General features: G+C 52.2%; 19 protein-coding genes. 9 read left to right on the top strand and 10 right to left on the bottom strand.

The window, feature by feature from the left end:
* Positions 1–61 precede the first annotated feature (61 nt).
* The 3 genes from parC (at position 62) to ftsP (ending at position 4,737) form a co-directional block, all read left to right on the top strand.
* Complete coding sequence (gene parC / locus OGX92_RS19480; RefSeq protein WP_123267912.1) at positions 62–2,320, top strand: DNA topoisomerase IV subunit A; 2,259 nt, start codon at positions 62–64, stop codon at positions 2,318–2,320.
* A gap of 195 nt (positions 2,321–2,515) precedes the next feature.
* Positions 2,516–3,253, top strand: coding sequence for a 1-acylglycerol-3-phosphate O-acyltransferase (plsC, locus tag OGX92_RS19475; protein WP_003024540.1), 738 nt, complete (start codon positions 2,516–2,518; stop codon positions 3,251–3,253).
* Between the two features lie 71 nt (positions 3,254–3,324).
* The gene (gene ftsP, locus OGX92_RS19470) at positions 3,325–4,737 is read left to right on the top strand and encodes a cell division protein FtsP (RefSeq protein WP_008785819.1); all 1,413 of its coding nucleotides are present in this window, start codon (positions 3,325–3,327) and stop codon (positions 4,735–4,737) included.
* Positions 4,738–4,753: 16 nt separating this feature from the next.
* Here ftsP and OGX92_RS19465 read toward each other — a convergent pair whose 3' ends face one another.
* Complete coding sequence (locus OGX92_RS19465) at positions 4,754–6,229, bottom strand: TrkH family potassium uptake protein (RefSeq protein WP_286586974.1); 1,476 nt, start codon at positions 6,227–6,229, stop codon at positions 4,754–4,756.
* Between the two features lie 199 nt (positions 6,230–6,428).
* Between OGX92_RS19465 and OGX92_RS19460 the strand changes: the two genes are divergently transcribed.
* Complete coding sequence (locus OGX92_RS19460; RefSeq protein WP_286586973.1) at positions 6,429–8,600, top strand: YgiQ family radical SAM protein; 2,172 nt, start codon at positions 6,429–6,431, stop codon at positions 8,598–8,600.
* A 102-nt stretch (positions 8,601–8,702) separates the two neighbouring features.
* Here the strand turns inward: OGX92_RS19460 and OGX92_RS19455 are convergent, their stop codons facing one another.
* The 4 genes from OGX92_RS19455 to yqhD form a co-directional block, all read right to left on the bottom strand.
* On the bottom strand, positions 8,703–9,158 hold the full coding sequence (locus tag OGX92_RS19455) for an HIT family protein (RefSeq protein ID WP_008785817.1): 456 nt from the start codon (positions 9,156–9,158) through the stop codon (positions 8,703–8,705).
* Positions 9,159–9,202: 44 nt separating this feature from the next.
* On the bottom strand, positions 9,203–10,657 hold the full coding sequence (locus tag OGX92_RS19450; RefSeq protein ID WP_286586972.1) for a DASS family sodium-coupled anion symporter: 1,455 nt from the start codon (positions 10,655–10,657) through the stop codon (positions 9,203–9,205).
* Positions 10,658–10,845: 188 nt separating this feature from the next.
* On the bottom strand, positions 10,846–11,673 hold the full coding sequence (gene dkgA / locus OGX92_RS19445; RefSeq protein ID WP_286586971.1) for a 2,5-didehydrogluconate reductase DkgA: 828 nt from the start codon (positions 11,671–11,673) through the stop codon (positions 10,846–10,848).
* 104 nt (positions 11,674–11,777) lie between these two features.
* Positions 11,778–12,941, bottom strand: coding sequence for an alcohol dehydrogenase (yqhD, locus tag OGX92_RS19440; protein WP_126317410.1), 1,164 nt, complete (start codon positions 12,939–12,941; stop codon positions 11,778–11,780).
* Positions 12,942–13,135: 194 nt separating this feature from the next.
* On the opposite strand from yqhD, the gene OGX92_RS19435 reads away from it, so the two are divergent.
* Positions 13,136–14,035, top strand: coding sequence for an AraC family transcriptional regulator (locus OGX92_RS19435; RefSeq protein WP_032934199.1), 900 nt, complete (start codon positions 13,136–13,138; stop codon positions 14,033–14,035).
* Between the two features lie 90 nt (positions 14,036–14,125).
* Here OGX92_RS19435 and yghB read toward each other — a convergent pair whose 3' ends face one another.
* Both yghB and metC read right to left on the bottom strand, forming a co-directional pair.
* Complete coding sequence (gene yghB / locus OGX92_RS19430) at positions 14,126–14,785, bottom strand: DedA family general envelope maintenance protein YghB (protein ID WP_003024510.1); 660 nt, start codon at positions 14,783–14,785, stop codon at positions 14,126–14,128.
* 131 nt (positions 14,786–14,916) lie between these two features.
* A complete protein-coding gene (gene metC / locus OGX92_RS19425; RefSeq protein ID WP_003828372.1) occupies positions 14,917–16,104 on the bottom strand; it encodes a cystathionine beta-lyase in 1,188 nt (395 codons plus the stop codon).
* Between the two features lie 250 nt (positions 16,105–16,354).
* On the opposite strand from metC, the gene exbB reads away from it, so the two are divergent.
* Positions 16,355–17,089, top strand: coding sequence for a tol-pal system-associated acyl-CoA thioesterase (gene exbB / locus OGX92_RS19420; protein WP_267394880.1), 735 nt, complete (start codon positions 16,355–16,357; stop codon positions 17,087–17,089).
* Between the two features lie 6 nt (positions 17,090–17,095).
* Positions 17,096–17,521, top strand: coding sequence for a TonB system transport protein ExbD (gene exbD, locus OGX92_RS19415; RefSeq protein WP_003828370.1), 426 nt, complete (start codon positions 17,096–17,098; stop codon positions 17,519–17,521).
* A 76-nt stretch (positions 17,522–17,597) separates the two neighbouring features.
* Here exbD and OGX92_RS19410 read toward each other — a convergent pair whose 3' ends face one another.
* Entirely contained in the window at positions 17,598–18,005 is a 408-nt protein-coding gene (locus tag OGX92_RS19410) for a cytoplasmic protein (RefSeq protein WP_148361476.1), read from the bottom strand.
* Between the two features lies 1 nt (position 18,006).
* Entirely contained in the window at positions 18,007–18,411 is a 405-nt protein-coding gene (locus OGX92_RS19405; RefSeq protein WP_003828367.1) for a hypothetical protein, read from the bottom strand.
* Between the two features lie 104 nt (positions 18,412–18,515).
* Here OGX92_RS19405 and OGX92_RS19400 point away from each other — a divergent pair, with 104 nt between their 5' ends.
* Positions 18,516–19,019 carry an ESA_00282 family adhesion-associated protein gene (locus tag OGX92_RS19400; RefSeq protein WP_003828365.1) on the top strand — a complete coding sequence of 168 codons (504 nt, stop codon included), beginning with the start codon at positions 18,516–18,518 and terminating at the stop codon, positions 19,017–19,019.
* Between the two features lie 68 nt (positions 19,020–19,087).
* Here the strand turns inward: OGX92_RS19400 and OGX92_RS19395 are convergent, their stop codons facing one another.
* Complete coding sequence (locus OGX92_RS19395) at positions 19,088–20,128, bottom strand: aldo/keto reductase (protein ID WP_032945003.1); 1,041 nt, start codon at positions 20,126–20,128, stop codon at positions 19,088–19,090.
* Positions 20,129–20,283: 155 nt separating this feature from the next.
* On the opposite strand from OGX92_RS19395, the gene yghX reads away from it, so the two are divergent.
* Positions 20,284–21,171 (top strand): YghX family hydrolase, encoded by an 888-nt coding sequence (gene yghX / locus OGX92_RS19390; protein ID WP_286586984.1) that lies wholly within the window; start codon positions 20,284–20,286, stop codon positions 21,169–21,171.
* Positions 21,172–21,349: the final 178 nt, after the last annotated feature.

Here is a 21,349-nt window from a genome sequence, read left to right as displayed (position 1 = left end):
GTAGTATCTGCGGCAATATTGCCCTTCAATAGAGGGGTACAAAGTTGAGGAACCACGATTAATGAGCGATATGGCAGAGCGCCTGGCGCTGCATGAATTCACGGAAAACGCCTATCTGAACTATTCCATGTACGTCATCATGGACAGGGCGTTGCCGTTTATTGGCGATGGTTTGAAACCCGTTCAGCGTCGCATCGTGTACGCGATGTCCGAACTGGGGCTGAATGCCAGCGCCAAATTTAAAAAATCCGCCCGTACCGTCGGTGACGTGCTGGGTAAATACCATCCGCATGGCGACAGCGCCTGCTATGAAGCGATGGTGCTGATGGCGCAGCCGTTCTCTTACCGTTACCCGCTGGTTGACGGGCAGGGGAACTGGGGGGCACCGGACGATCCGAAATCCTTCGCGGCGATGCGTTATACCGAATCACGCCTGTCTAAATATGCGGAAGTCTTGCTGGGCGAACTCGGTCAGGGAACGTCGGACTGGGTGCCAAACTTCGACGGCACCATGCAGGAGCCGAAGATGCTGCCTGCGCGTCTGCCAAATATTCTGCTGAACGGCACGACCGGTATTGCCGTTGGTATGGCAACGGACATTCCGCCACATAACCTGCGTGAAGTGGCAAAAGCAGCGATTACCCTGATTGAGCAGCCGAAAACGACGTTGGATCAGTTGCTGGACATCGTGCAAGGGCCGGATTACCCGACCGAAGCGGAGATCATTACTTCGCGCGCGGAAATTCGTAAGATTTACGAGAACGGACGCGGCTCCGTACGTATGCGTGCGGTATGGACGAAAGAAGACGGCGCGGTGGTGATTTCCGCGCTGCCGCATCAGGTTTCCGGGGCAAAAGTGCTGGAGCAGATCGCTGCTCAAATGCGCAATAAAAAGCTGCCGATGGTAGACGACCTGCGCGACGAATCGGATCACGAAAACCCGACCCGTCTGGTGATTGTCCCGCGCTCTAATCGTGTGGATATGGAGCAGGTGATGAACCACCTGTTTGCCACTACCGATCTGGAAAAGAGCTACCGTATCAACCTGAACATGATCGGTCTTGATGGTCGTCCGGCGGTGAAAAACCTGCTGGAGATCCTCACCGAATGGCTGGCGTTCCGCCGCGATACCGTGCGTCGCCGCCTGAATTATCGTCTGGAAAAAGTGCTCAAGCGCCTGCACATCCTTGAAGGTTTGCTGGTGGCGTTCCTCAACATTGACGAAGTAATCGAAATTATTCGTCATGAAGATGAACCTAAGCCTGAGCTGATGTCGCGGTTTGGCATTTCTGAAACCCAGGCTGAAGCCATCCTTGAGCTGAAATTGCGCCACCTTGCCAAACTCGAAGAGATGAAAATCCGCGGTGAGCAGGATGAGCTGGCGAAAGAGCGCGATCAGTTGCAGGCCATTCTGGCTTCCGAACGTAAAATGAGTAACCTGCTGAAGAAAGAGCTGCAGGCCGATGCAGACGCCTATGGCGACGATCGTCGTTCTCCGTTGCAGGAGCGCGAAGAAGCGAAGGCGATGAGCGAGCACGACATGCTGCCATCTGAGCCGGTGACCATTGTGTTGTCCCAGAGTGGCTGGGTGCGTAGCGCCAAAGGCCACGACATCGATGCACCGGGATTAAGCTATAAAGCGGGCGACAGCTTTAAGTCGGCAGTGAAGGGTAAGAGCAACCAGCCGGTGGTGTTCGTGGACTCGACCGGACGCAGCTATGCCATCGACCCGATTACGCTGCCGTCGGCGCGTGGTCAGGGTGAACCGCTGACCGGGAAGCTCACGCTGCCGCCAGGCGCGACGGTTGAGCACATGCTGATGGAAGGCGACGATCAGAAACTGCTGATGGCCTCCGATGCGGGCTACGGTTTTGTCTGCACCTTCAATGACCTGGTCGCACGTAACCGCGCAGGCAAGGCATTGATTACGCTGCCAGAAAATGCACGAGTCATGAAGCCAGTAGTGATTGAAGATGAAACAGATATGCTACTGGCTATTACCCAGGCCGGTCGCATGTTGATGTTCCCGGTGAGCGATTTACCGCAGTTGTCGAAAGGCAAAGGGAACAAGATCATTAATATCCCTTCAGCGGAAGCGGCGAAAGGCGAGGATGGTCTGGCGCAACTTTACGTGCTGCCGCCGCAGAGCACGCTGACCATCCACGTCGGTAAGCGCAAAATCAAACTGCGTCCTGAAGAGTTGCAGAAAGTGACCGGTGAGCGCGGTCGTCGCGGCACGCTAATGCGTGGTCTGCAGCGTATCGACAGCATTGAGATTGACTCGCCTCGACGCGCCAGTCACGGCGACAGCGAAGAATAACGCTACCGTCCGGCTCTCCCTGTTAAAGCCCAGGGAGAGCCAACGTTAAAAATTCCCGTGAAACCGTTGTTTATTCGTGCGTTGCGATTAACAATACGCTTTTCCAGAGAGCCGCCCTTAACAAAGCCCTAACCTGATACCGCATGATGAATCAGGTGACGTAAAATGCCAGGCTCTTAGGCCTTAGAGGTTGTTATGCTATATATTTTTCGTTTAATTATTACTGTTATTTACTGCGTTCTGGTCTGTATTTTCGGTTGCATATACTGTCTGTTCAGCCCACGAAATCCAAAACACGTCGCAACGTTCGGTCATATGTTTGGCCGCCTGGCTCCCCTTTATGGCCTGAAGGTCGAGTGCCGCATGCCGGCAGACGCGCAGAACTATGGTAATGCTATCTATATTTGTAACCATCAGAACAACTATGACATGGTTACCGCTGCGAATATCGTTCAGCCGCCGACGGTGACAGTAGGTAAAAAAAGCCTGCTGTGGATCCCTTTCTTCGGGCAGCTGTACTGGTTAACCGGTAACCTGTTGATTGACAGAAACAACCGCGCTAAAGCGCACAGCACCATTGCTGCCGTGGTGAATCATTTCAAAAAACGTCGCATTTCTATCTGGATGTTCCCGGAAGGGACGCGTAGCCGTGGTCGCGGTCTGCTGCCGTTTAAAACCGGTGCGTTCCATGCAGCGATTGCTGCAGGTGTCCCGGTCATTCCGGTGTGCGTTTCCACAACCTCGAACAAGATAAAACTCAATCGACTCAATAATGGTCTGGCGATTGTCGAGATGTTGCCGCCGGTGGATATTAGCCACTTTGGGAAAGATCAGGTTCGTGAACTGGCAGCGCATTGCCGCACGCTGATGGAACAAAAAATCGCAGAACTCGATAAAGAAGTTGCTGAGCGGGAAGCCGCCGGTAAGGTTTAATCCGCGCAATTCGGGTTTTTTACAGGAAATGACTTCCTGCGTGTTAATAGCCAGTTTTTTATGGAGTTTATATGTCATTCAGTCGGCGTCAGTTCATTCAGGCATCGGGGATCGCACTGTGTGCAGGTGCTGTTCCGCTGAAGGCTAATGCTGCCGGTCAGCAACAACCGTTACCCGTGCCTCCGCTGCTGGAATCCCGCCGGGGGCAGCCGCTATTTATGACGCTGCAACGTGCGCACTGGTCCTTTACGCAAGGCACGCGCGCACCTGTCTGGGGAATTAACGGCCGCTATCTGGGACCGACAATCCGCGTCTGGAAAGGGGATGACGTCAAGCTTATCTACAGCAACCGTCTGACTGAAAATGTCTCGATGACCGTCGCCGGGTTACAGGTACCTGGCCCGCTGATGGGCGGCCCGGCGCGCATGATGTCCCCGAATGCTGACTGGGCGCCGGTGCTACCGATTCGCCAGAATGCCGCCACGTTGTGGTATCACGCTAATACGCCAAATCGTACTGCTCAGCAGGTCTATAACGGTCTTGCCGGGATGTGGCTGGTTGAAGATGAAGTGAGTAAATCACTATCTATTCCCAACCACTATGGCGTGGATGATTTTCCGGTCATTATCCAGGACAAGCGGCTGGACAACTTTGGCACGCCGGAATACAGCGAGCCCGGCAGCGGTGGCTTTGTCGGTGATACGCTGCTGGTCAATGGGGCGCAAAGCCCGTATGTCGAAGTCTCCCGCGGCTGGGTGCGCTTGCGTTTGCTGAACGCTTCAAACTCGCGTCGTTACCAGCTGCAAATGAGTGATGGCCGTGCTCTGCATGTGATTTCCGGCGATCAGGGTTTTTTACCTGCGCCTGTTTCGGTGAAGCAGCTCTCGCTGGCTCCGGGCGAGCGTCGTGAGATCCTGGTGGATATGACTAATGGTAATGAGGTCTCTATCACCTGTGGTGAGGCGGCCAGTATTGTCGACAGGATCCGCGGGTTCTTTGAGCCTTCCAGTATTCTCATCTCCACGCTGGTATTGACGTTGCGCCCGACAGGTCTTCTGCCGCTGGTGACTGACAGCCTGCCAATGCGCCTGCTGCCAACGGAAATCCTCAGCGGTTCGCCGATTCGCAGCCGTGATATCAGCCTGGACGACGATCCTGGCATCAACGGTCAGCTGTGGGACGTCAATCGTATGGATATTACTGCCCAGCAGGGCTCCTGGGAGCGCTGGACGGTGCGGGCGGATATGCCTCAGTCCTTCCATATTGAAGGCGTCTCGTTCCTGATCCGTAATGTGAATGGCGCGATGCCGTTCCCGGAAGACAGAGGCTGGAAAGATACTGTCTGGGTTGATGGCCAGGTTGAATTACTGGTTTATTACGGACAGCCTTCCTGGGCCCATTTCCCGTTCTACTTTAATAGCCAGACGCTGGAAATGGCGGATCGTGGCTCAATCGGACAGATGTTGGTGAACCCGGCGCCGTAATGCGCCGGGGTATTCGTTACGCCCGCCAGAACATGCGCGAGAACAGGATCAGAATGGGGTAAATCTCCAGACGCCCCATGATCATGGCCGCGCACATCAGTAGCTTTGCTTCCTCGTTTAAGGTGCCAAATGTCGTGGCGGTGACGCCAAATCCTAGCCCCATATTGTTGATGCAGGCGGCGACGGTGGCGAAAGAGGAGAATAGATCGTAGCCCATCAGATTGAGCGCCCAGATAAAAAAGCTGGTGAGCAAAACGTAGAGAAAGAAAAAGCTCCATACCGAACGCACTACCCGGTCGCTTACCACGCTATTGCCCACTTTGATATTCAGCAGGGCGCGAGGGTGCGCGAGCTGGTGTAACTCTTGGCGGCACTGCTTGAACATAATCAAAAAGCGCAGCACCTTAATCCCCCCGCAGGTCGATCCCACACAACCGCCGAAGAAACTGGCGCTGAGCAGCATGAAGATCGTGTGCGAAGGCCACTGCGCGTAATCCGCCGTCGACAGGCCATTATCTGTCAGCATCGAACTGGCCAGAAAAAAAGCATGCACCAGGCTGTCCGTTAATCCGTACATGCCTGCCCGCCAAACTTGCCAGGTGGCGATCAGAGTGACCACCAACGCAATAAGCAAAAAGAAACGCAATTCGGCATTACGACGAAAGGGTTTGAAGGTACGTTTCACGATAGCAACGTACCAGAGGGTGAAGTTAAATGCAGACAGCAGTGAAAATATCCCGGCGACAAGCTCAATGGCATGGCTGTTATAAAAGCCGATGCTCTCGCTGCGAGTGGAAAATCCGCCGAGAGAGACCGTCGAAAGCCCGTGGCATAAGGCGTCGAAAAACGACATCCCGGCAGCCCAGAAGGCCAGAGTACAGATCAGACCCAGAATGACATAGGTCATCCACAGCGTACGTGCAGTATCAGCAAGTCTTGGCGTGAGGCGCTCTTCTTTAAAAGGGCCCGGCATTTCAGACTGATACAGCTTCATGCCACCAATACCCAGCAGCGGCAATACCGCTACGGCGAGGACAATAACACCCAGACCGCCAATAAAATTGAGCTGAGCCCGATAGTACAGATACGACTTCGGCAAGGCGCTGACGTCATCAATCACCGTTGCGCCTGTAGTGGTAATTCCAGAAACTCCTTCAAACAGGGCATCCGCAAAAGAGAGGTTTAAGCCATCGTCCATCCACATCGGCATCGCGCTGATAAACGAAAACAACAGCCAGAACAGGACGATAATGACGAAACCATCCCGGGTGCGCAGTTGAATACCCGCATGTTTGGTTGCCAACCACGCCCCGCCGCCGAGGGTGAAGAAAGTCATAAATGTGCTGAAAAAAGCGAACAAGCTCCGCTCTTTATTTAACAAAGCGATGAGCATCGGTGGCAGCATAGAAAAGCTGTAGAGAAGAACCAGAAATCCGCACAGGTGAACAACAACCCGTAACTGGGAAATATGCAGTGAATCGTTGAGTCGCAATGAAAAATCCCCCGCCGAAAAAGAGTTATCTCAGCTGGCTGGCATGGTGTTAATTATGATTGATAAAAATGATCGTCGTAAAATTTAACAATTTATATAACTTTCTACTGGTCTGGTTCAGACTCCACTTCATTTCTTGCCGATATACAGCGTATAATCCTCGGCCTTTGATTATTTTTTTACCATTTTTGGAAGCATTATGAGCGCAATATCCCTGATCCAGCCGGACAGAGACCTTTTCTCCTGGCCGCAGTACTGGGCTGCCTGTTTTGGCCCGGCACCGTTTTTGCCGATGTCACGCGACGAAATGGACCAACTTGGCTGGGATAGCTGCGACATCATTCTGGTTACCGGCGATGCATACGTCGATCATCCCAGCTTTGGCATGGCAATTTGCGGACGTATGCTGGAAGCACAAGGCTTTCGCGTAGGGATTATCGCCCAGCCGGAGTGGAACAACAAAGACGATTTTATGCGTTTGGGCAAACCGAACCTGTTCTTTGGTGTGACCGCAGGCAACATGGACTCGATGATCAACCGCTACACCGCAGATCGCCGACTGCGCCATGACGATGCCTACACACCGGACAACGTTGCGGGCAAACGTCCGGACCGCGCCACGCTGGTCTATACCCAGCGCTGTAAAGAAGCATGGAAAGATGTGCCGGTTATTCTCGGCGGTATTGAGGCCAGCCTGCGCCGTACCGCGCACTATGACTATTGGTCTGATACCGTTCGCCGCTCTGTTCTGGTGGATTCCAAAGCCGACATGCTGATGTTCGGCAACGGCGAACGTCCGCTGGTGGAAGTGGCGCATCGTCTGGCGATGGGCGAAACCATCGATCAGATCCGCGACGTGCGTAACACTGCGATTATGGTTAAAGAAGCGCTGCCGGGCTGGAGTGGGGTGGATTCCACGCGCCTCGACACGCCGGGCAAGATTGACCCGATCCCGCATCCGTATGGTGAAGATCTGCCGTGTGCTGACAACAAACCGGTCGCACCGAAAAAGCAGGAAGCGAAAGCGGTAACCGTACTGCCGCCGCGCCCGAAACCGTGGGAAAAAACCTACGTGCTGCTGCCGTCCTTCGAAAAAGTGAAGGGCGATAAAGTGCTGTATGCGCATGCGTCGCGTATCCTGCACCACGAAACCAACCCAGGTTGTGCGCGTGCGCTGATGCAAAAGCACGGCGATCGCTACATCTGGATCAACCCGCCAGCCATTCCGCTCTCTACCGAAGAGATGGATAGCGTCTTTGCGCTGCCGTACAAACGCGTGCCGCATCCGGCGTATGGCGACAGCCGCATTCCGGCCTATGAGATGATCCGTTTCTCGATCAACATTATGCGTGGCTGCTTTGGCGGCTGTTCGTTCTGTTCGATCACCGAGCACGAAGGTCGTATCATCCAGAGCCGCTCTGAAGACTCGATCATCAATGAAATCGAAGCCATTCGCGACACCGTTCCGGGCTTTACCGGCGTGATTTCCGATCTCGGCGGCCCAACGGCAAACATGTATATGCTGCGCTGTAAGTCACCGCGCGCGGAACAGACCTGCCGTCGTCTGTCATGCGTCTACCCGGATATCTGTCCGCATATGGACACCAACCACGAACCGACGATTAACCTTTATCGTCGAGCGCGTGATTTGAAAGGCATTAAAAAGATCCTCATCGCTTCGGGCGTGCGCTATGACATCGCGGTTGAAGACCCACGCTATATCAAAGAGCTGGCGACCCACCACGTTGGCGGTTATCTCAAGATTGCGCCAGAGCATACCGAAGAAGGCCCGCTGTCGAAGATGATGAAGCCGGGGATGGGCAGCTACGATCGCTTTAAGGAATTGTTCGATACCTACTCTAAACAGACGGGTAAAGAGCAGTATCTGATCCCGTACTTTATTTCCGCGCACCCAGGTACGCGTGACGAAGATATGGTGAATCTGGCGTTGTGGCTGAAGCAACGTCGTTTCCGTCTGGATCAGGTGCAGAACTTCTATCCATCGCCGTTGGCGAACTCCACAACCATGTATTACACCGGGAAAAACCCGCTGGGTAAAATTGGTTATAAGAGTGAAGATGTGGTGGTGCCGAAAGGTGATAAGCAGCGTCGTTTGCATAAAGCCCTGCTGCGTTACCACGATCCAGCTAACTGGCCGTTAATCCGCCAGGCGCTGGAAGATATGGGTAAAAAGCATCTGATCGGCGGTCGTCGCGAATGTCTGGTCCCGGCACCTACGCTGGAAGAGATGCGCGAAGCGCGTCGCCAGAACCGTCATACCCGTCCGGCGTTGACCAAGCACACACCGGTGGCGCATCAGCGCCAGACGCCTGCTGCAAACAAAAAACGCGGGAAAGTGGCAGGGCGCTAATCTGTCTTGCCCGATGGTGAAAGCTAATCCGGCCTACGTACAGCACAGTTTTGTAGGCCGGATAAGTTCCTTGTACCGCCATCCGGTAGAAAGACGCAGTATTTATGCTTCACGAATTCTGGCCGCTAATGCGGCCAGTTTTGCATCATCCGCTCGTTCGTGGTCATGTGACGACAGATATCCTTCATATTGCTCGAAAAATTTATTCTGCCGCGCTTCAATCGGTTTCCAGTGGGTTAGATCGCCAGTGCCATGCATGGGGCTTAATTTGCTGTGTACATGGTCTACGCCGAAACCTTCGAAGAACATCCCTGTACGACTGACATCCGGGAAAGCCTTATCCAGTTTCTTAGCCACTTTTTGGGTTGCCAGCATCAGATCAGCCAGTGCCTGCGGCGGCATATCGAAGGCATAGCTGGGATAATGCTTTTTCGGGATCACCACGGTAAAACCGTCGGTGTTCGGGAAAATCGACAGAAAAGCCAGATGATGCTCGTCTTCCCAGACCTTATGGCAGGGGGCTTTACCTTCAACTATTTGACAGAAAATACAGGTCATTCCTTTTCTCCGCAGGTAAGGTGATTCGTCTGGACGCAGTCAGTTTAGTACAGACCCAACACCTTCCACCACATCAGACCCACGGTGATAAACACCGCCAGGTTAAACAAGCTGATGATAAATCCTGTGCGCCACCAGACGCCCGTTGGAACATACCCGGCACCAAACAGGATTGGACCGCGAGCGTGGGTGTACTGGGTGAGCGAGCAGTACAAACTGCTGGTGAAGGCCAGCATTAATGCCGTGGGGGCTGCGGGAATATTCAGATGCAGACCGACGCCGAGGAAAACGGCGTACAGCGCGGCAATCTGTGCATTACCGCTGGCAAAAAAGTAGTGGGTATAGAAGTAGGCGGCGTTCAGCAGCAGCAGGACGATCACCCAACTGGTACCGTGCATAGTACTGCTCAGGCTATCGCCGATCAGATTGCCAAACCAGGTGGTGAAGCCCAGTTTTTTCAGCTGGTTCGCCATCATCAACAGCGCGGCAAACCAAATCAGTGTGTCCCATGCACCTTTCTCGCTCTTCACATCTTCCCAGCTCAGAACACCGCTTAGCAATAAAATGGACAGCCCCACGAACGAGGCAGTGGTGGCGTCGACGCCTAACGTATCGCCAAAAATCCATAGCACCAGCAGTACGCCGACGGTAGCCAGCATCAGCCATTCGCCGCGAGACATACTGCCCATTTCCGCCAGCTCTTTGCGCGCCAGATTCGGGGCATCCGGCGTGTGCTTAATTTCCGGGCGCACGATCCAGTAGACCAGCAGTGGAACCAGCAGTAAGGACACCAGGCATGGCAGCAGCGCCGCCATAAACCAGCCGCCCCAGGTCAGCGTGACGCCTGCATTGGCCGCCAGTTTCACCGCCAACAGGTTGCCGGTATAGCCGGTCATAAAGAGCGCGGCGGTGACGTCGTTGACGTTGCCAATACAGGTGATAAGAAAGGTACCGATTTTACTGCGGGACTCATCTTCCGGGTTCGAATGGAAACTGCGTGCCAGAGAGTCAGCAATCGGATAGATGACGCCGCCGCAGCGTGCTGTATTACTCGGCATTGCCGGGGAGAGGATCAGATCGGCAAAAGCCAGACCATAGGCGAGTCCCAGCGTGCGCTTGCCGAGCAGACGGATCATCTGCAGCGCAATGCGTCGTCCGAGGCCAGTTTTGATAAATCCGCGGGCAATCATAAAAGCCACGACGATAAGCCAGATAAGTGAACTGTTCAGCTCACTCAGTGCCGTGGTGATAGCGCCGCTGGCGGTTTTATCCCCGGCAGCATAGGCGAGTGCAAAAACCGTAATCCCAATAATGCCGACCGCGCCGATGGGTAAAACTTTTGCCACGATAGAGGCAATCGTCGCGACGAAGATAATTGCCGAATGCCAGGCTGGCGCACTTAACCCCGAGGGAGGGGTAAGTTGCCACAGTCCGGCAGAAATGAATATTATAAGAATTAATGGGAGCCATTTGACTCCGCTACTTTTTTTCTCAGTCACGCTTACGCACCTATGGATATGGTGAATATATTCATTAAATAAATATATTTATTTAATAATTAACAGGTTATGTTGCGTAATGCTGCTCCAGCGACTGCAAGAAATACATCAATATATGTGCGTGAATTGTTTCCTGATATTTCAAATCAGTAAAGGCCCGACGAGAGTGTCGGGCTGGAGGGAAGGGGTTAACCGCCGAACTGATCCGGGTCTGGCCCCAGACGTTTGCCCTGATCGAGTTTCGCGATTTTGCCTAATTCGTCTTTATCCAGGCGGAAGTCCCAGACGTTAAAGTTTTCTGCGATACGCGCCGGGGTGACTGATTTCGGAATCACCACCAGCCCGCTATCCAGGTGCCAGCGGATGACAATCTGCGCCGGTGATTTGCCATATTTCTCGGCGAGGTCACGGATGATCTTTTGATCAAAGACGTCTTTGCCGCCCTGCGCCAGCGGGCTCCAGGATTCGGTCTGGATTTTATGCGTTGCGTTCCAGGCGTGCAGTTGGCGCTGTTGCATAAGCGGATGAAGTTCGATCTGGTTAATCACTGGAGGTACGCCGGTTTCATCCATCAACCGCTGGAGATGATTGATCTGAAAGTTGCACACGCCGATGCTCTTAATAAGACCTTCTTTTTGCAGGTCGATCATGTTTTCCCACGCTTCAACGTAGTGGTCGATCGCCGGAACCGGCCAGTGCATCAGGTATAGATCGAGGTAATCAAGCTGGAGTTTTTCCATGCTTTCGAGCAAGGCTTCCCGGGGGCGTTTTTGGTCATCATTCCACAGCTTGGTGGTGATGAATAACTCGTCCCGTGGTACGCCAGCATCGCGTATTGCTTTGCCGACACCTTCTTCGTTTTTGTACGCAGCAGCGGTATCAATTGAGCGATACCCCACTTCCAGCGCTTTATGAATGGCGGTGATGACTTCTTCGTTACTTGCCTTCCAGACCCCCAGGCCCAGTTGCGGCATGACGTTACCATCCTGTAGTTTGATAATGGTTGGACCGGTCATAATTCCCCCCCTGGATTACAGTCACCGGGGCAGCCCCCGGTGAGTTAGGTGTGACTTAAGCCTGGTATAAATACCCAAAAACGAAAGGCGGAGGTTAAAAAACCTTAGCGGGCAGCTTCGTAAATCCGACGGCTGACTTCAAGCGTAATGTCCTGATGTTCGCCCAGTTGCGTACCACCGTGTGCTTCCAGTTTTTCCAGCAATGCCGGGATAGAGCTACCGTCCAGGCCGTAGTCAGACAGGCGAGTGGGTACACCCATTTGTTCGAAGAAAGTACGGGTAGCGGCAATGGCGGCGTCGATGCGCTGGTCGTCGGAACCTTCGGTGATATTCCAGATACGCTCTGCGTATTGCAGCAGTTTGGCACGCTTGGTATCACGTTTTTCATTCCACAGCGCTGGCAGAACGATGGCCAGCGTTTGAGCATGATCCAGACCATGCATTGCGGTCAGTTCATGGCCCAACATATGCGTTGCCCAGTCCTGCGGTACGCCTGCGCCAATCAGGCCGTTCAGCGCCTGGGTTGCCGCCCACATGACGTTCGCACGCACGTTGTAGTTTTCCGGCTCCTGCAAGGCTTTCGGACCTTCTTCTACCAGCGTGAGCAGAATGCCTTCGGCAAAGCGATCCTGAATTTTCCCGTCTACCGGATAAGTCACATACTGTTCCACGGTATGAACAAAAGCATCCACAACGCCGTTTGCAACCTGACGCGGCGGCAGGGTGTAGGTGTAAACCGGATCCAGTACGGCAAATACTGGCTGCACAAACGGGGTCATAAAGGCCAGTTTATCGCCGGTGGTTTTACGCGAAATTACCGCGCCGGAGTTAGATTCAGAGCCGGTTGCAGGCAGGGTTAATACGGAGCCCATCGGGATGGCGCTTGTTACGTCGCTGCCGTGGGTTTCCAGAATGCGCCATGGATCGATGCTGTCAGCGTACTGTGCCGCTGCCGCGATGAATTTGGTGCCGTCCAGCACTGAACCGCCACCTACTGCCAGCAGAAACGTCACTTTCTCATCACGCACGATTTTTACTGCGTTCATCAGCGTTTCGTAAGACGGGTTTGGCTCGATACCGCCAAACTCCAGCACATCCAGGCCTTTTAGCGCGTCCTGAACCTGTGCCAGGACGCCGGTTTTTTTCACGCTGCCGCCGCCGTAGGTAACCAGTACGCGAGCGTCCTGAGGAATTTGATCGCGCAGCTCAGCAATCGCGCCTTTACCAAACAAAATACGTGTTGGGGTATGGAGATTAAAGTTGTTCATTGCTCGTTCCCTTTGGTGGGTAATAAAAGAGGGCAGGAGAGTGTCTGCCGGATGATGAACATTGTGGTCGCCCGCCGCGCTGCTCTCAATGCTCATTTCTGCCGATGTCTTGCCCATTTCTACAGACTGCTGGAGAAAACGGATAAATCTGCGCATTATGTCAGGGTCGAAAACCGATGATGAAATGGTGCTCCATGAACCGTGATGAGATCTGCCTTCTGCTGACAGATAAAATTAAGCAGCTGAAAAGCAATGAAAATAGACTTAACGAACTGCTGCCAGATGTCCGCCTGCTATACGGTACGGAGCCGGCGGCACGTACACCAGTCATGTATCAGCCAGGCATCATATTTCTCTTTTCGGGACATAAAATTGGTTACATCAATGAGCGCATATTTCGCTATGACGCCAACGAATACCTGCTGCTAACCGTACCTTTACCCTTTGAATGTGAAACCTATGCGACGCCGGAGGTTCCTCTGGCCGGTATTTACCTGAATGTCGATATTCTGCAATTGCAGGAGCTGCTGATGGACATTGGGGAAGACGAACTGTTCCAGCCCGCCATGGCTGCCAGTGGGATTAACTCTGCGACACTCTCTGACGAAATTCTCTGTGCCGCAGAGCGCCTGCTGGATGTAATGGAGCGGCCGCTGGATGCGCGTATTCTGGGGAAACAGATTATTCGCGAGATCCTCTACCATGTGTTGACCGGGCCGCGTGGCGGTGCCTTGCTTGCGCTGGTCAGTCGCCAGACGCATTTCAGTTTGATAAGCCGGGTACTGAAGCGGATTGAAACCAAATACACCGAAAACCTCAATGTAGAACAGCTGGCGGCAGAGGCGAACATGAGCGTGTCGGCGTTTCATCATAATTTTAAAGCGGTTACCAGCACGTCGCCGCTGCAATATCTTAAGAGTTATCGCCTGCATAAAGCGCGGATGATGATGATTCACGATGGAATGAAGGCCAGTGCGGCTGCCATGCGCGTCGGTTATGAGAGCGCATCGCAATTCAGTCGGGAGTTCAAACGTTTCTTTGGCGTAACGCCGGGGGAAGATGCGGCAAGAATTCGTATGATGCAGGGGAGTTGATTTCTTGTAGGCCTGACAGGTACACCGTAGGCTATAAAGCTGCGCGCCATCAGGCAAAATGCCGGGGATTACCCCGGCTACGGATAATACTCAGGCGCTACAGTATTTTTTTTTAATCACCACGAACAATGTTCCCAACAGACCTGCGGTTAACAGGGCAATCGGCAGGATCATTAAAAAGGTCATCACCTGATCTTCATGGCGTTTAACGAACGGGATCATGCTCAGCGCATAGCCGAAACTGGTGACGACGGTGACCCACAGCAGGCCACTCAGCCAGTTAAAAAACTGGAACCGACGGTTAGGAAGCCCTGAAATGCCCGCCATCGTTGGCAGCAAGGTGCGAACAAACGCCAGAAAACGCCCTGCCAGCAGCGCCATCAGACCGTGTTGGTCAAACATGCAGGTTGCGCGCTGATGGTATTTTTCCGGTAATTGCGCCAGCCAGCCTTTCACCGTGCGCGTGTTGCCTAGCCAGCGTCCCTGAATATAACTCAGCCAGCAGCCCAGACTGGCTGCGGCCGTCAGAATAGCTATGGTAGGTAAAAAACTCATCACGTCCTGAGCGATCAGCGCTCCTGCCAGTAATAACAGGCTGTCTCCGGGTAAAAAGGAGGCGGGCAGCAGGCCATTTTCTAAAAACAGCGTGGCGAACATGACGAAGTACACCACGCTCACCACGTGCGGATCCGCCAGTGCGGCAAAATCGTGTTGCCAGAGCGCGGAGACAATATCTTGAATGACTACCATGGACTTTCCTGTGGAACAGCGTTTATGTGTGGATTGTACTCCTGAATTGCCCGGGATGCCTTGATCCCGGACGCAACAATTGCAGACTTTTCCACCAGAAGTGTCTGCATATATGTCCATCTGTGGCAATTTTACTCGATTCGGGCAAATCCTGCGGCCAAATCGGCAATCAGATCGTCAACATTCTCTAAACCGATATGTAAACGGATGAGCGTTCCGCTGAAATCCACCTCGCCTTGCGGACGGATTGCCGCAATGTGTTCCGGCTGGTTGGCGAGAATCAGCGACTCAAAACCGCCCCAGGAGTAGGCCATGCTGAACAGGCTGAAGTGATCCAGATACGCAGCAAGCTCCTCATTATTGAGCTTCTTATTCAATATAAAGGAGAATAGGCCGCTGCTGCCGGTAAAATCACGCTTCCAGAATTCATGGCCTTTACTGCCGGGCAGTGCCGGGTGGTTCACGCGGGCGACCTGCGGATGGCTGGCCAGCCACTCGGCGACCTTTAAGCTGCTTTCATGGTGCTGACGCAGGCGAACGCTCAGCGTACGCAGTCCACGGCTGGTCATATAGGCGGTATCGGCGTCCAGCATTTGCCCCATCAGATAGGCATTTTCGCGCAGTTGATCCCAGCAGCGGGCATTAGATACCGCCGTGCCGACCATGCCGTCAGAATGACCAATCAGATATTTGGTGCCTGCCTGAATAGAGATATCGATGCCAAAATCCAACGCTTTGAACAGCACCCCGGCAGCCCAGGTGTTATCAATCATGATGATTGCATCCGGCGCGACGCTTCTGACGGCGGCAACAATAGCGGGAACATCATGCACTTCCATAGTGACAGAGCCGGGAGATTCCAGAAATACGACTTTCGTGTTCGGCTGTATGTGCTTAACGATATCGGCGCCAACCAGCGGATCGAACCAGCCGGTGGACACGCCGAGCTTGCCGAGAATTTTGGTACAGAAATCCTGACTGGGTTCATAGGCGGTATTGGTCATCAGCACATGATCCCCTTGCTCCACAAAGGCAAGGATGGTGTTGGCAACGGCCGCCGCACCGCAGGGGAACAGTGCGCAACCCGCGCCACCTTCCAGTTCGCACATCGCTTCCTGAAGAGAGAAATGCGTCAGGGTTCCGCGACGTCCATAGAACAGTGCGCCGTTCGCCCGGTTGTGCGTGGCCTGTTTTTTGGCCTCTACGGTGTCAAAAACCAGCGAAGAAGCGCGCTGGATCACGCTATTTACCGAGCCCAGCGTGTACTTTTTACTGCGTCCTGCGTGAACGAGTTTGGTTTCAAGTTGCTTATCTGCCATGTTGTCTTACCTATTTTTATACGTCTGGATGTCTAAACTACCATGAATCAAAGATGACGCATCCTGCAGAACGGCCATACAGTAGAAAATAATCTCAAAATGCTTCTGGTGACTTTTTTACTGCGTGAGCGCAAGGAAAAGAAACCAAAGGTGCGGCAATATGTAAATAGTAATGAGAACGACTATCAATTCGACGTCGTTTTGATATGATTACGCTCAGATTTTGTGATTTGCGTCCTGGAGATACAGAGTGGGTAATAATTTGATGCAGACGGATCTTTCCGTCTGGGGTATGTATCAGCACGCCGATATCGTGGTTAAGTGCGTGATGATTGGGCTGATTTTGGCGTCAGTGGTCACCTGGGCTATCTTCTTTAGTAAGAGCCTTGAGTTATTTACTCAGAAACGCCGCCTTAAGCGTGAACAGCAACTGCTGGCGGAAGCCCGCTCTTTAGATCAGGCAAGTGAGATTGCCGCAGGATTCGATGGCAAAAGCCTGGGCGCACAGTTGATTAACGAAGCGCAGAACGAGCTGGAACTGTCAGAAGGCAGCGAAGATAACGAAGGCATTAAAGAGCGTACCGGCTTCCGTCTGGAGCGTCGTGTGGCTGCGGTAGGTCGCCATATGGGCCGCGGTAACGGATACCTGGCCACCATCGGGGCTATCTCTCCTTTCGTCGGTCTGTTCGGTACCGTATGGGGCATCATGAATAGCTTCATCGGGATTGCACAAACCCAAACGACCAACCTGGCCGTTGTTGCGCCGGGTATCGCAGAAGCGCTGTTAGCGACCGCAATCGGTCTGGTCGCAGCAATTCCAGCGGTTGTTATCTACAACATTTTCGCACGTCAGATTGGCAGCTATAAAGCGATGCTGGGCGACGTCGCGGCACAGGTGCTGTTGTTGCAAAGCCGCGATCTGGACCTGAACGCGAGCGCATCCGCGCATCCGGTACGTGCAGCGCAGAAATTACGTGTAGGATAATGTTCCATGGCAATGAGCTTTAATGAAAACCTGGACGATAACGGTGAAATGCATGAAATCAACGTGACGCCGTTTATCGACGTTATGTTGGTTTTATTGATCATCTTTATGGTTGCCGCGCCGTTGGCAACCGTAGATGTGAAGGTGAATCTCCCTGCCTCCACCAGCACGCCGCAGCCGCGTCCGGAAAAACCGGTTTACCTGTCAGTTAAAGCCGATAAGAGTATGTTTATTGGCAACAATCAGGTGACGGATGAAACCATGATTAACGAGCTAAATGCGCTAACTGAAGGGAAGAAAGACACCACGATTTTCTTCCGGGCAGATAAAACCGTTGATTATGAAACCATGATGAAGGTGATGGATACGCTGCATCAGGCGGGCTTCCTGAAGATTGGTCTGGTTGGCGAAGAGACTGTGAAAGCGAAGTAATCCTCATCATGCCGGGTAATGGTTGCCGCCTTACCCGGCGTGCCTCTCCTGATTCAACTCCCTCGCACACTTGTTCTTATCTGTTCTCATCTAACGCGACCGTGGTTATTCTGGTGGGTTCGTAGTTCCCTTCAGACAGCTTTCGCGTCAGGCGTAAGGTGGCCGTTTCCCGCGCGAGTATATGCTGGTAGGTGCTTTCCAGTCGGGCCATGATTTTGTCCCGCAGTTCTGGTTGCTGCTCCATAATGGCTTCGATCGCGGCACCGTAGATCTCTTCTTTAGCCTGTAGCGAGTATATTTCACGGCGATTTTGCCATTTCATCCGCACCAGTGCAGCGGGAATAGAGACTATCTCCTGAGCAACGCTTTCCAGTGTCGTGTTTTTATTGGCAATCAACACGGCTAAATTTTGCTTTAAGACAAACTCATCGCTTTTATGGTTATCTAAAGCCAAATAAACATTATTATCCTCAACATCTTTCATTTTATTTCTCTTCCAGAGAATAAAAAATAGGATCGCTGGTTTCACGGGTAATTAAATTAAGCCAAATTTTGTTGCCCTGTTCATTTATGATGGCTGTTTTTTGAGTCAAAATTTTACTTAATTCTTGTGCATTAATGTCGCCTTCTGCCTGTAGTGAATTGAGCAGGCGAGAGAATGACTCAATTTTTGCTGCACGAAATAGACGCTCTTTTAAATGGCGGTCGCACTCTTCAAATAGCATATTCCGTGACTGACCGGTAGCGGTTGAGCTAATCAAAATATCGGATTCGTAATCGCTTAATGTTATCTTCCCCTGAGTCAAATTTTCACTATTATCTGTAGAGGTGGTATTGTCAGGTGAGCTGGATAAGTGAAAACGCGAGGGAACAAGATGCTCGGGAAGCATGTTGAAATATCCTTTGATGCCAATGATATGTTGTTTTAAATAAACCATGCCGCGTTGACAATAGCATGGCGTAATTTTAAAATCAAAAAAAATGGAGCCAGTATATGAACAGTATATTTTATTCTGTTATTACCCTGCTATTGCTGACTTGCGGGGTACTTTTGTTGATGCACAGTGCAAATAAAAACCGTAATGCAGAAAATGGATACGCTGAAAACCAGCCGGAAATACTGAGTAAAGAAGAGGGTGAAGATCATTTCTCGGTACTGATGAATTCGATTACTCCGGTTTGGTATTGGCGTGTCAATCACGAATATATCGATTTTATCCACTCGACGATCAAACGGATGACAATGGTGGAGCTGAATGAGACGCCAGGGCTATTTGATGCACAGCGGCGTTGCAGCGATCTCAACTCTGCGGTGTATAAATATTACGACAATATTAAAAAACGCTGCCTAAGTGGCGAGAAAGTCCCGCATGCCGATCTGGACGTGCTTAACTTACGTCAGTGCTTCAGGGAGTTCAGCCTGGAAGCCTATCCTGCACTTGTCGCGCTGGTGTGGCCGGAATATCAGCGCCCAGAAATCAAAGCAGAAGAGGTGTGAGGAGCTGGCTGGCCCGTATTACGTGCCGGGAAGAACAACGTTGCTACCCGGCACGGGATTACCTACGGTTATTTGTCAGATGAGGCCTGCCACAGGTTCAGCTTACCGTCCGCGACGTGCTTATCGATCTGCGCCAGTTCTTCGGCGCTGAACGTCAGATTCGCCAGCGCCTGAACGTTCTCTTCCAGTTGCTCCGGTCGACTGGCGCCAATCAATACCGACGTTACCCTGTTGTCTTTTAGCAGCCAGCTTAAGGCCATTTGTGCCATCGACTGTCCACGCTGTTGCGCCATCTCATTAAGCAAACGCAGGCTGGTAAGGTTTTCTTCCGTCAGCATGTTTTCCGTTAACCCACGAACTTTTTTCCCTTCACGCTGCATGCGTGAACCTTCCGGAATACCGTTAAGGTATTTCCCCGTCAGCAGTCCCTGAGCCAGCGGCGTAAATGCGATGCAGCCCATACCGTTGGATTCCAGCGTATCCAGCAGGCCGCTGCTGTCTACCCAGCGGTTAAGCAGGTTGTAAGACGGCTGATGGATCAGCAATGGAATTTTCCATTCCCGCATCAGCTCGGCCATTTTCTGCGTACGTTCCGGGGAATAGGATGAGATGCCGACATACAGCGCTTTACCGCTTTGCACGGCGTGGGCCAGCGCCGAGGCGGTCTCTTCCATTGGCGTATTTTCGTCAACGCGGTGAGAGTAGAAGATATCGACATAGTCGAGACCCATGCGTTTCAGACTCTGGTCGAGGCTGGCGAGCAGGTATTTGCGCGAACCGCCAGAACCATATGGCCCAGGCCACATGTCATAGCCTGCCTTGGTGGAGATAATCAGTTCATCGCGATAGTGTGCAAAATCCTCGCGCAGCAATCGGCCAAAATTCTCTTCTGCGCTGCCTGGTGGCGGCCCATAGTTATTGGCTAAATCAAAATGCGTGATGCCTAAATCAAATGCTTTACGCAACAGGGCTCGCTGTGAATCCAGCGCCTGAACGTGCCCAAAACTGTGCCATAAACCCAGCGATAGCGCGGGTAAACGCAAACCGCTGCGCCCACAGTAGCGATAGAGCATCTGCTCGTAACGTTCAGGATTGGCAAACCAGGCCATGAGATCTCCTTAGTGCAGGTGAATTTCGAAACAACGTTTCTATTCTAGCGGGTTCACGGTGAATATCCCGTTCACCAGGTCACACTGAGATGAAAAACTGGGCAAAAACAGGTCACTGTGCTTTGCTTAAAAAAACATCAATCAGGAGTGCGACGATGCCGCGTTTGACTGCCAAAGATTTTTCGCAAGAACTGCTCGACTACTATGACTATTACGCGCATGGCAAAATAACGAAACGCGAGTTTCTCAATCTGGCAGCGAAATATGCAGTGGGTGGCATGACGGCGTTGGCTTTATTCAATTTATTGAAACCCAATTATGCCCTCGCAACGCAGGTAGAATTTACCGATCCCGATATTCTGGCGGAATATATTACCTATCCTTCGCCTGAAGGGCATGGTGATGTGCGGGGGTATTTAGTTAAACCTGCGAAGGTGACAGGGAAAGTTCCGGCGGTGGTGGTAGTGCATGAGAATCGTGGGCTGAATCCGTATATTGAAGATGTGGCGAGGCGGGTGGCGAAGGCGGGCTTTATGGCACTTGCGCCGGATGGATTAAGTTCGGTAGGGGGATATCCTGGCAATGATGATAAAGGTCGGGAATTGCAGCAGCAGGTTGACCCCGTAAAGTTGATGAACGATTTTTTTGCCGCCATTGAATTTATGCAATCTTATTCAGGGACGACGGGAAAGGTAGGTATCACCGGATTTTGCTACGGTGGTGGTGTGTCGAATGCCGCTGCTGTAGCTTTCCCTGAACTGGCCTGCGCGGTGCCTTTTTATGGGCGGCAGGTTCCTGCATCAGATGTCCCCAAAATAAACGCGCCTTCATTACTGCACTATGCGCAATTAGACACACGTATTAATGAGGGATGGCCTGCCTATGAAGCGGCGCTTAAGGCCAATAAGAAAGTCTATGAAGCCTATATCTATCCCGGCGTTAATCATGGCTTTCACAACGATTCGACCCCCCGTTATGATAAAGCTGCCGCTGATTTAGCCTGGGAACGTACTCTTGCGTGGTTTAACAAATATTTGCGATAGAAAACAATAGATTATTTAATGCTTATAACTAATTACCTGAATAATAATGCTACCTAATTTCATTAGCATTCATATTGATATAGTGTGGAGAGAGAGTGGATGTACTTAAGAAAGTAAAAAAATAAAGAACGCATTATATCTTCTCTACTGCCTGCCGATAACAAGGATAAGTATCGCC

This window comes from Citrobacter sp. Cpo089 (assembly GCF_030332695.1).
Classification (GTDB): domain Bacteria; phylum Pseudomonadota; class Gammaproteobacteria; order Enterobacterales; family Enterobacteriaceae; genus Citrobacter; species Citrobacter portucalensis.
Note: the sequence above shows the minus strand (reverse complement) of the source record. Positions and strands in the feature narration are given on the sequence as shown.

What these genes read in the sequence shown, in the direction of transcription:
- parC (WP_123267912.1), top strand. Translation starts at nt 62, where the DNA reads ATGAGCGATATGGCAGAGCGCCTGGCGCTGCATGAATTCACGGAAAAC.
- plsC (WP_003024540.1), top strand. Translation starts at nt 2,516, where the DNA reads ATGCTATATATTTTTCGTTTAATTATTACTGTTATTTACTGCGTTCTG.
- ftsP (WP_008785819.1), top strand. Translation starts at nt 3,325, where the DNA reads ATGTCATTCAGTCGGCGTCAGTTCATTCAGGCATCGGGGATCGCACTG.
- OGX92_RS19460 (WP_286586973.1), top strand. Translation starts at nt 6,429, where the DNA reads ATGAGCGCAATATCCCTGATCCAGCCGGACAGAGACCTTTTCTCCTGG.
- OGX92_RS19455 (WP_008785817.1), bottom strand. Translation starts at nt 9,158, where the DNA reads ATGACCTGTATTTTCTGTCAAATAGTTGAAGGTAAAGCCCCCTGCCAT.
- dkgA (WP_286586971.1), bottom strand. Translation starts at nt 11,673, where the DNA reads ATGACCGGTCCAACCATTATCAAACTACAGGATGGTAACGTCATGCCG.
- yqhD (WP_126317410.1), bottom strand. Translation starts at nt 12,941, where the DNA reads ATGAACAACTTTAATCTCCATACCCCAACACGTATTTTGTTTGGTAAA.
- OGX92_RS19435 (WP_032934199.1), top strand. Translation starts at nt 13,136, where the DNA reads ATGAACCGTGATGAGATCTGCCTTCTGCTGACAGATAAAATTAAGCAG.
- yghB (WP_003024510.1), bottom strand. Translation starts at nt 14,785, where the DNA reads ATGGTAGTCATTCAAGATATTGTCTCCGCGCTCTGGCAACACGATTTT.
- metC (WP_003828372.1), bottom strand. Translation starts at nt 16,104, where the DNA reads ATGGCAGATAAGCAACTTGAAACCAAACTCGTTCACGCAGGACGCAGT.
- exbD (WP_003828370.1), top strand. Translation starts at nt 17,096, where the DNA reads ATGGCAATGAGCTTTAATGAAAACCTGGACGATAACGGTGAAATGCAT.
- OGX92_RS19410 (WP_148361476.1), bottom strand. Translation starts at nt 18,005, where the DNA reads ATGAAAGATGTTGAGGATAATAATGTTTATTTGGCTTTAGATAACCAT.
- OGX92_RS19405 (WP_003828367.1), bottom strand. Translation starts at nt 18,411, where the DNA reads ATGCTTCCCGAGCATCTTGTTCCCTCGCGTTTTCACTTATCCAGCTCA.
- OGX92_RS19400 (WP_003828365.1), top strand. Translation starts at nt 18,516, where the DNA reads ATGAACAGTATATTTTATTCTGTTATTACCCTGCTATTGCTGACTTGC.
- OGX92_RS19395 (WP_032945003.1), bottom strand. Translation starts at nt 20,128, where the DNA reads ATGGCCTGGTTTGCCAATCCTGAACGTTACGAGCAGATGCTCTATCGC.
- yghX (WP_286586984.1), top strand. Translation starts at nt 20,284, where the DNA reads ATGCCGCGTTTGACTGCCAAAGATTTTTCGCAAGAACTGCTCGACTAC.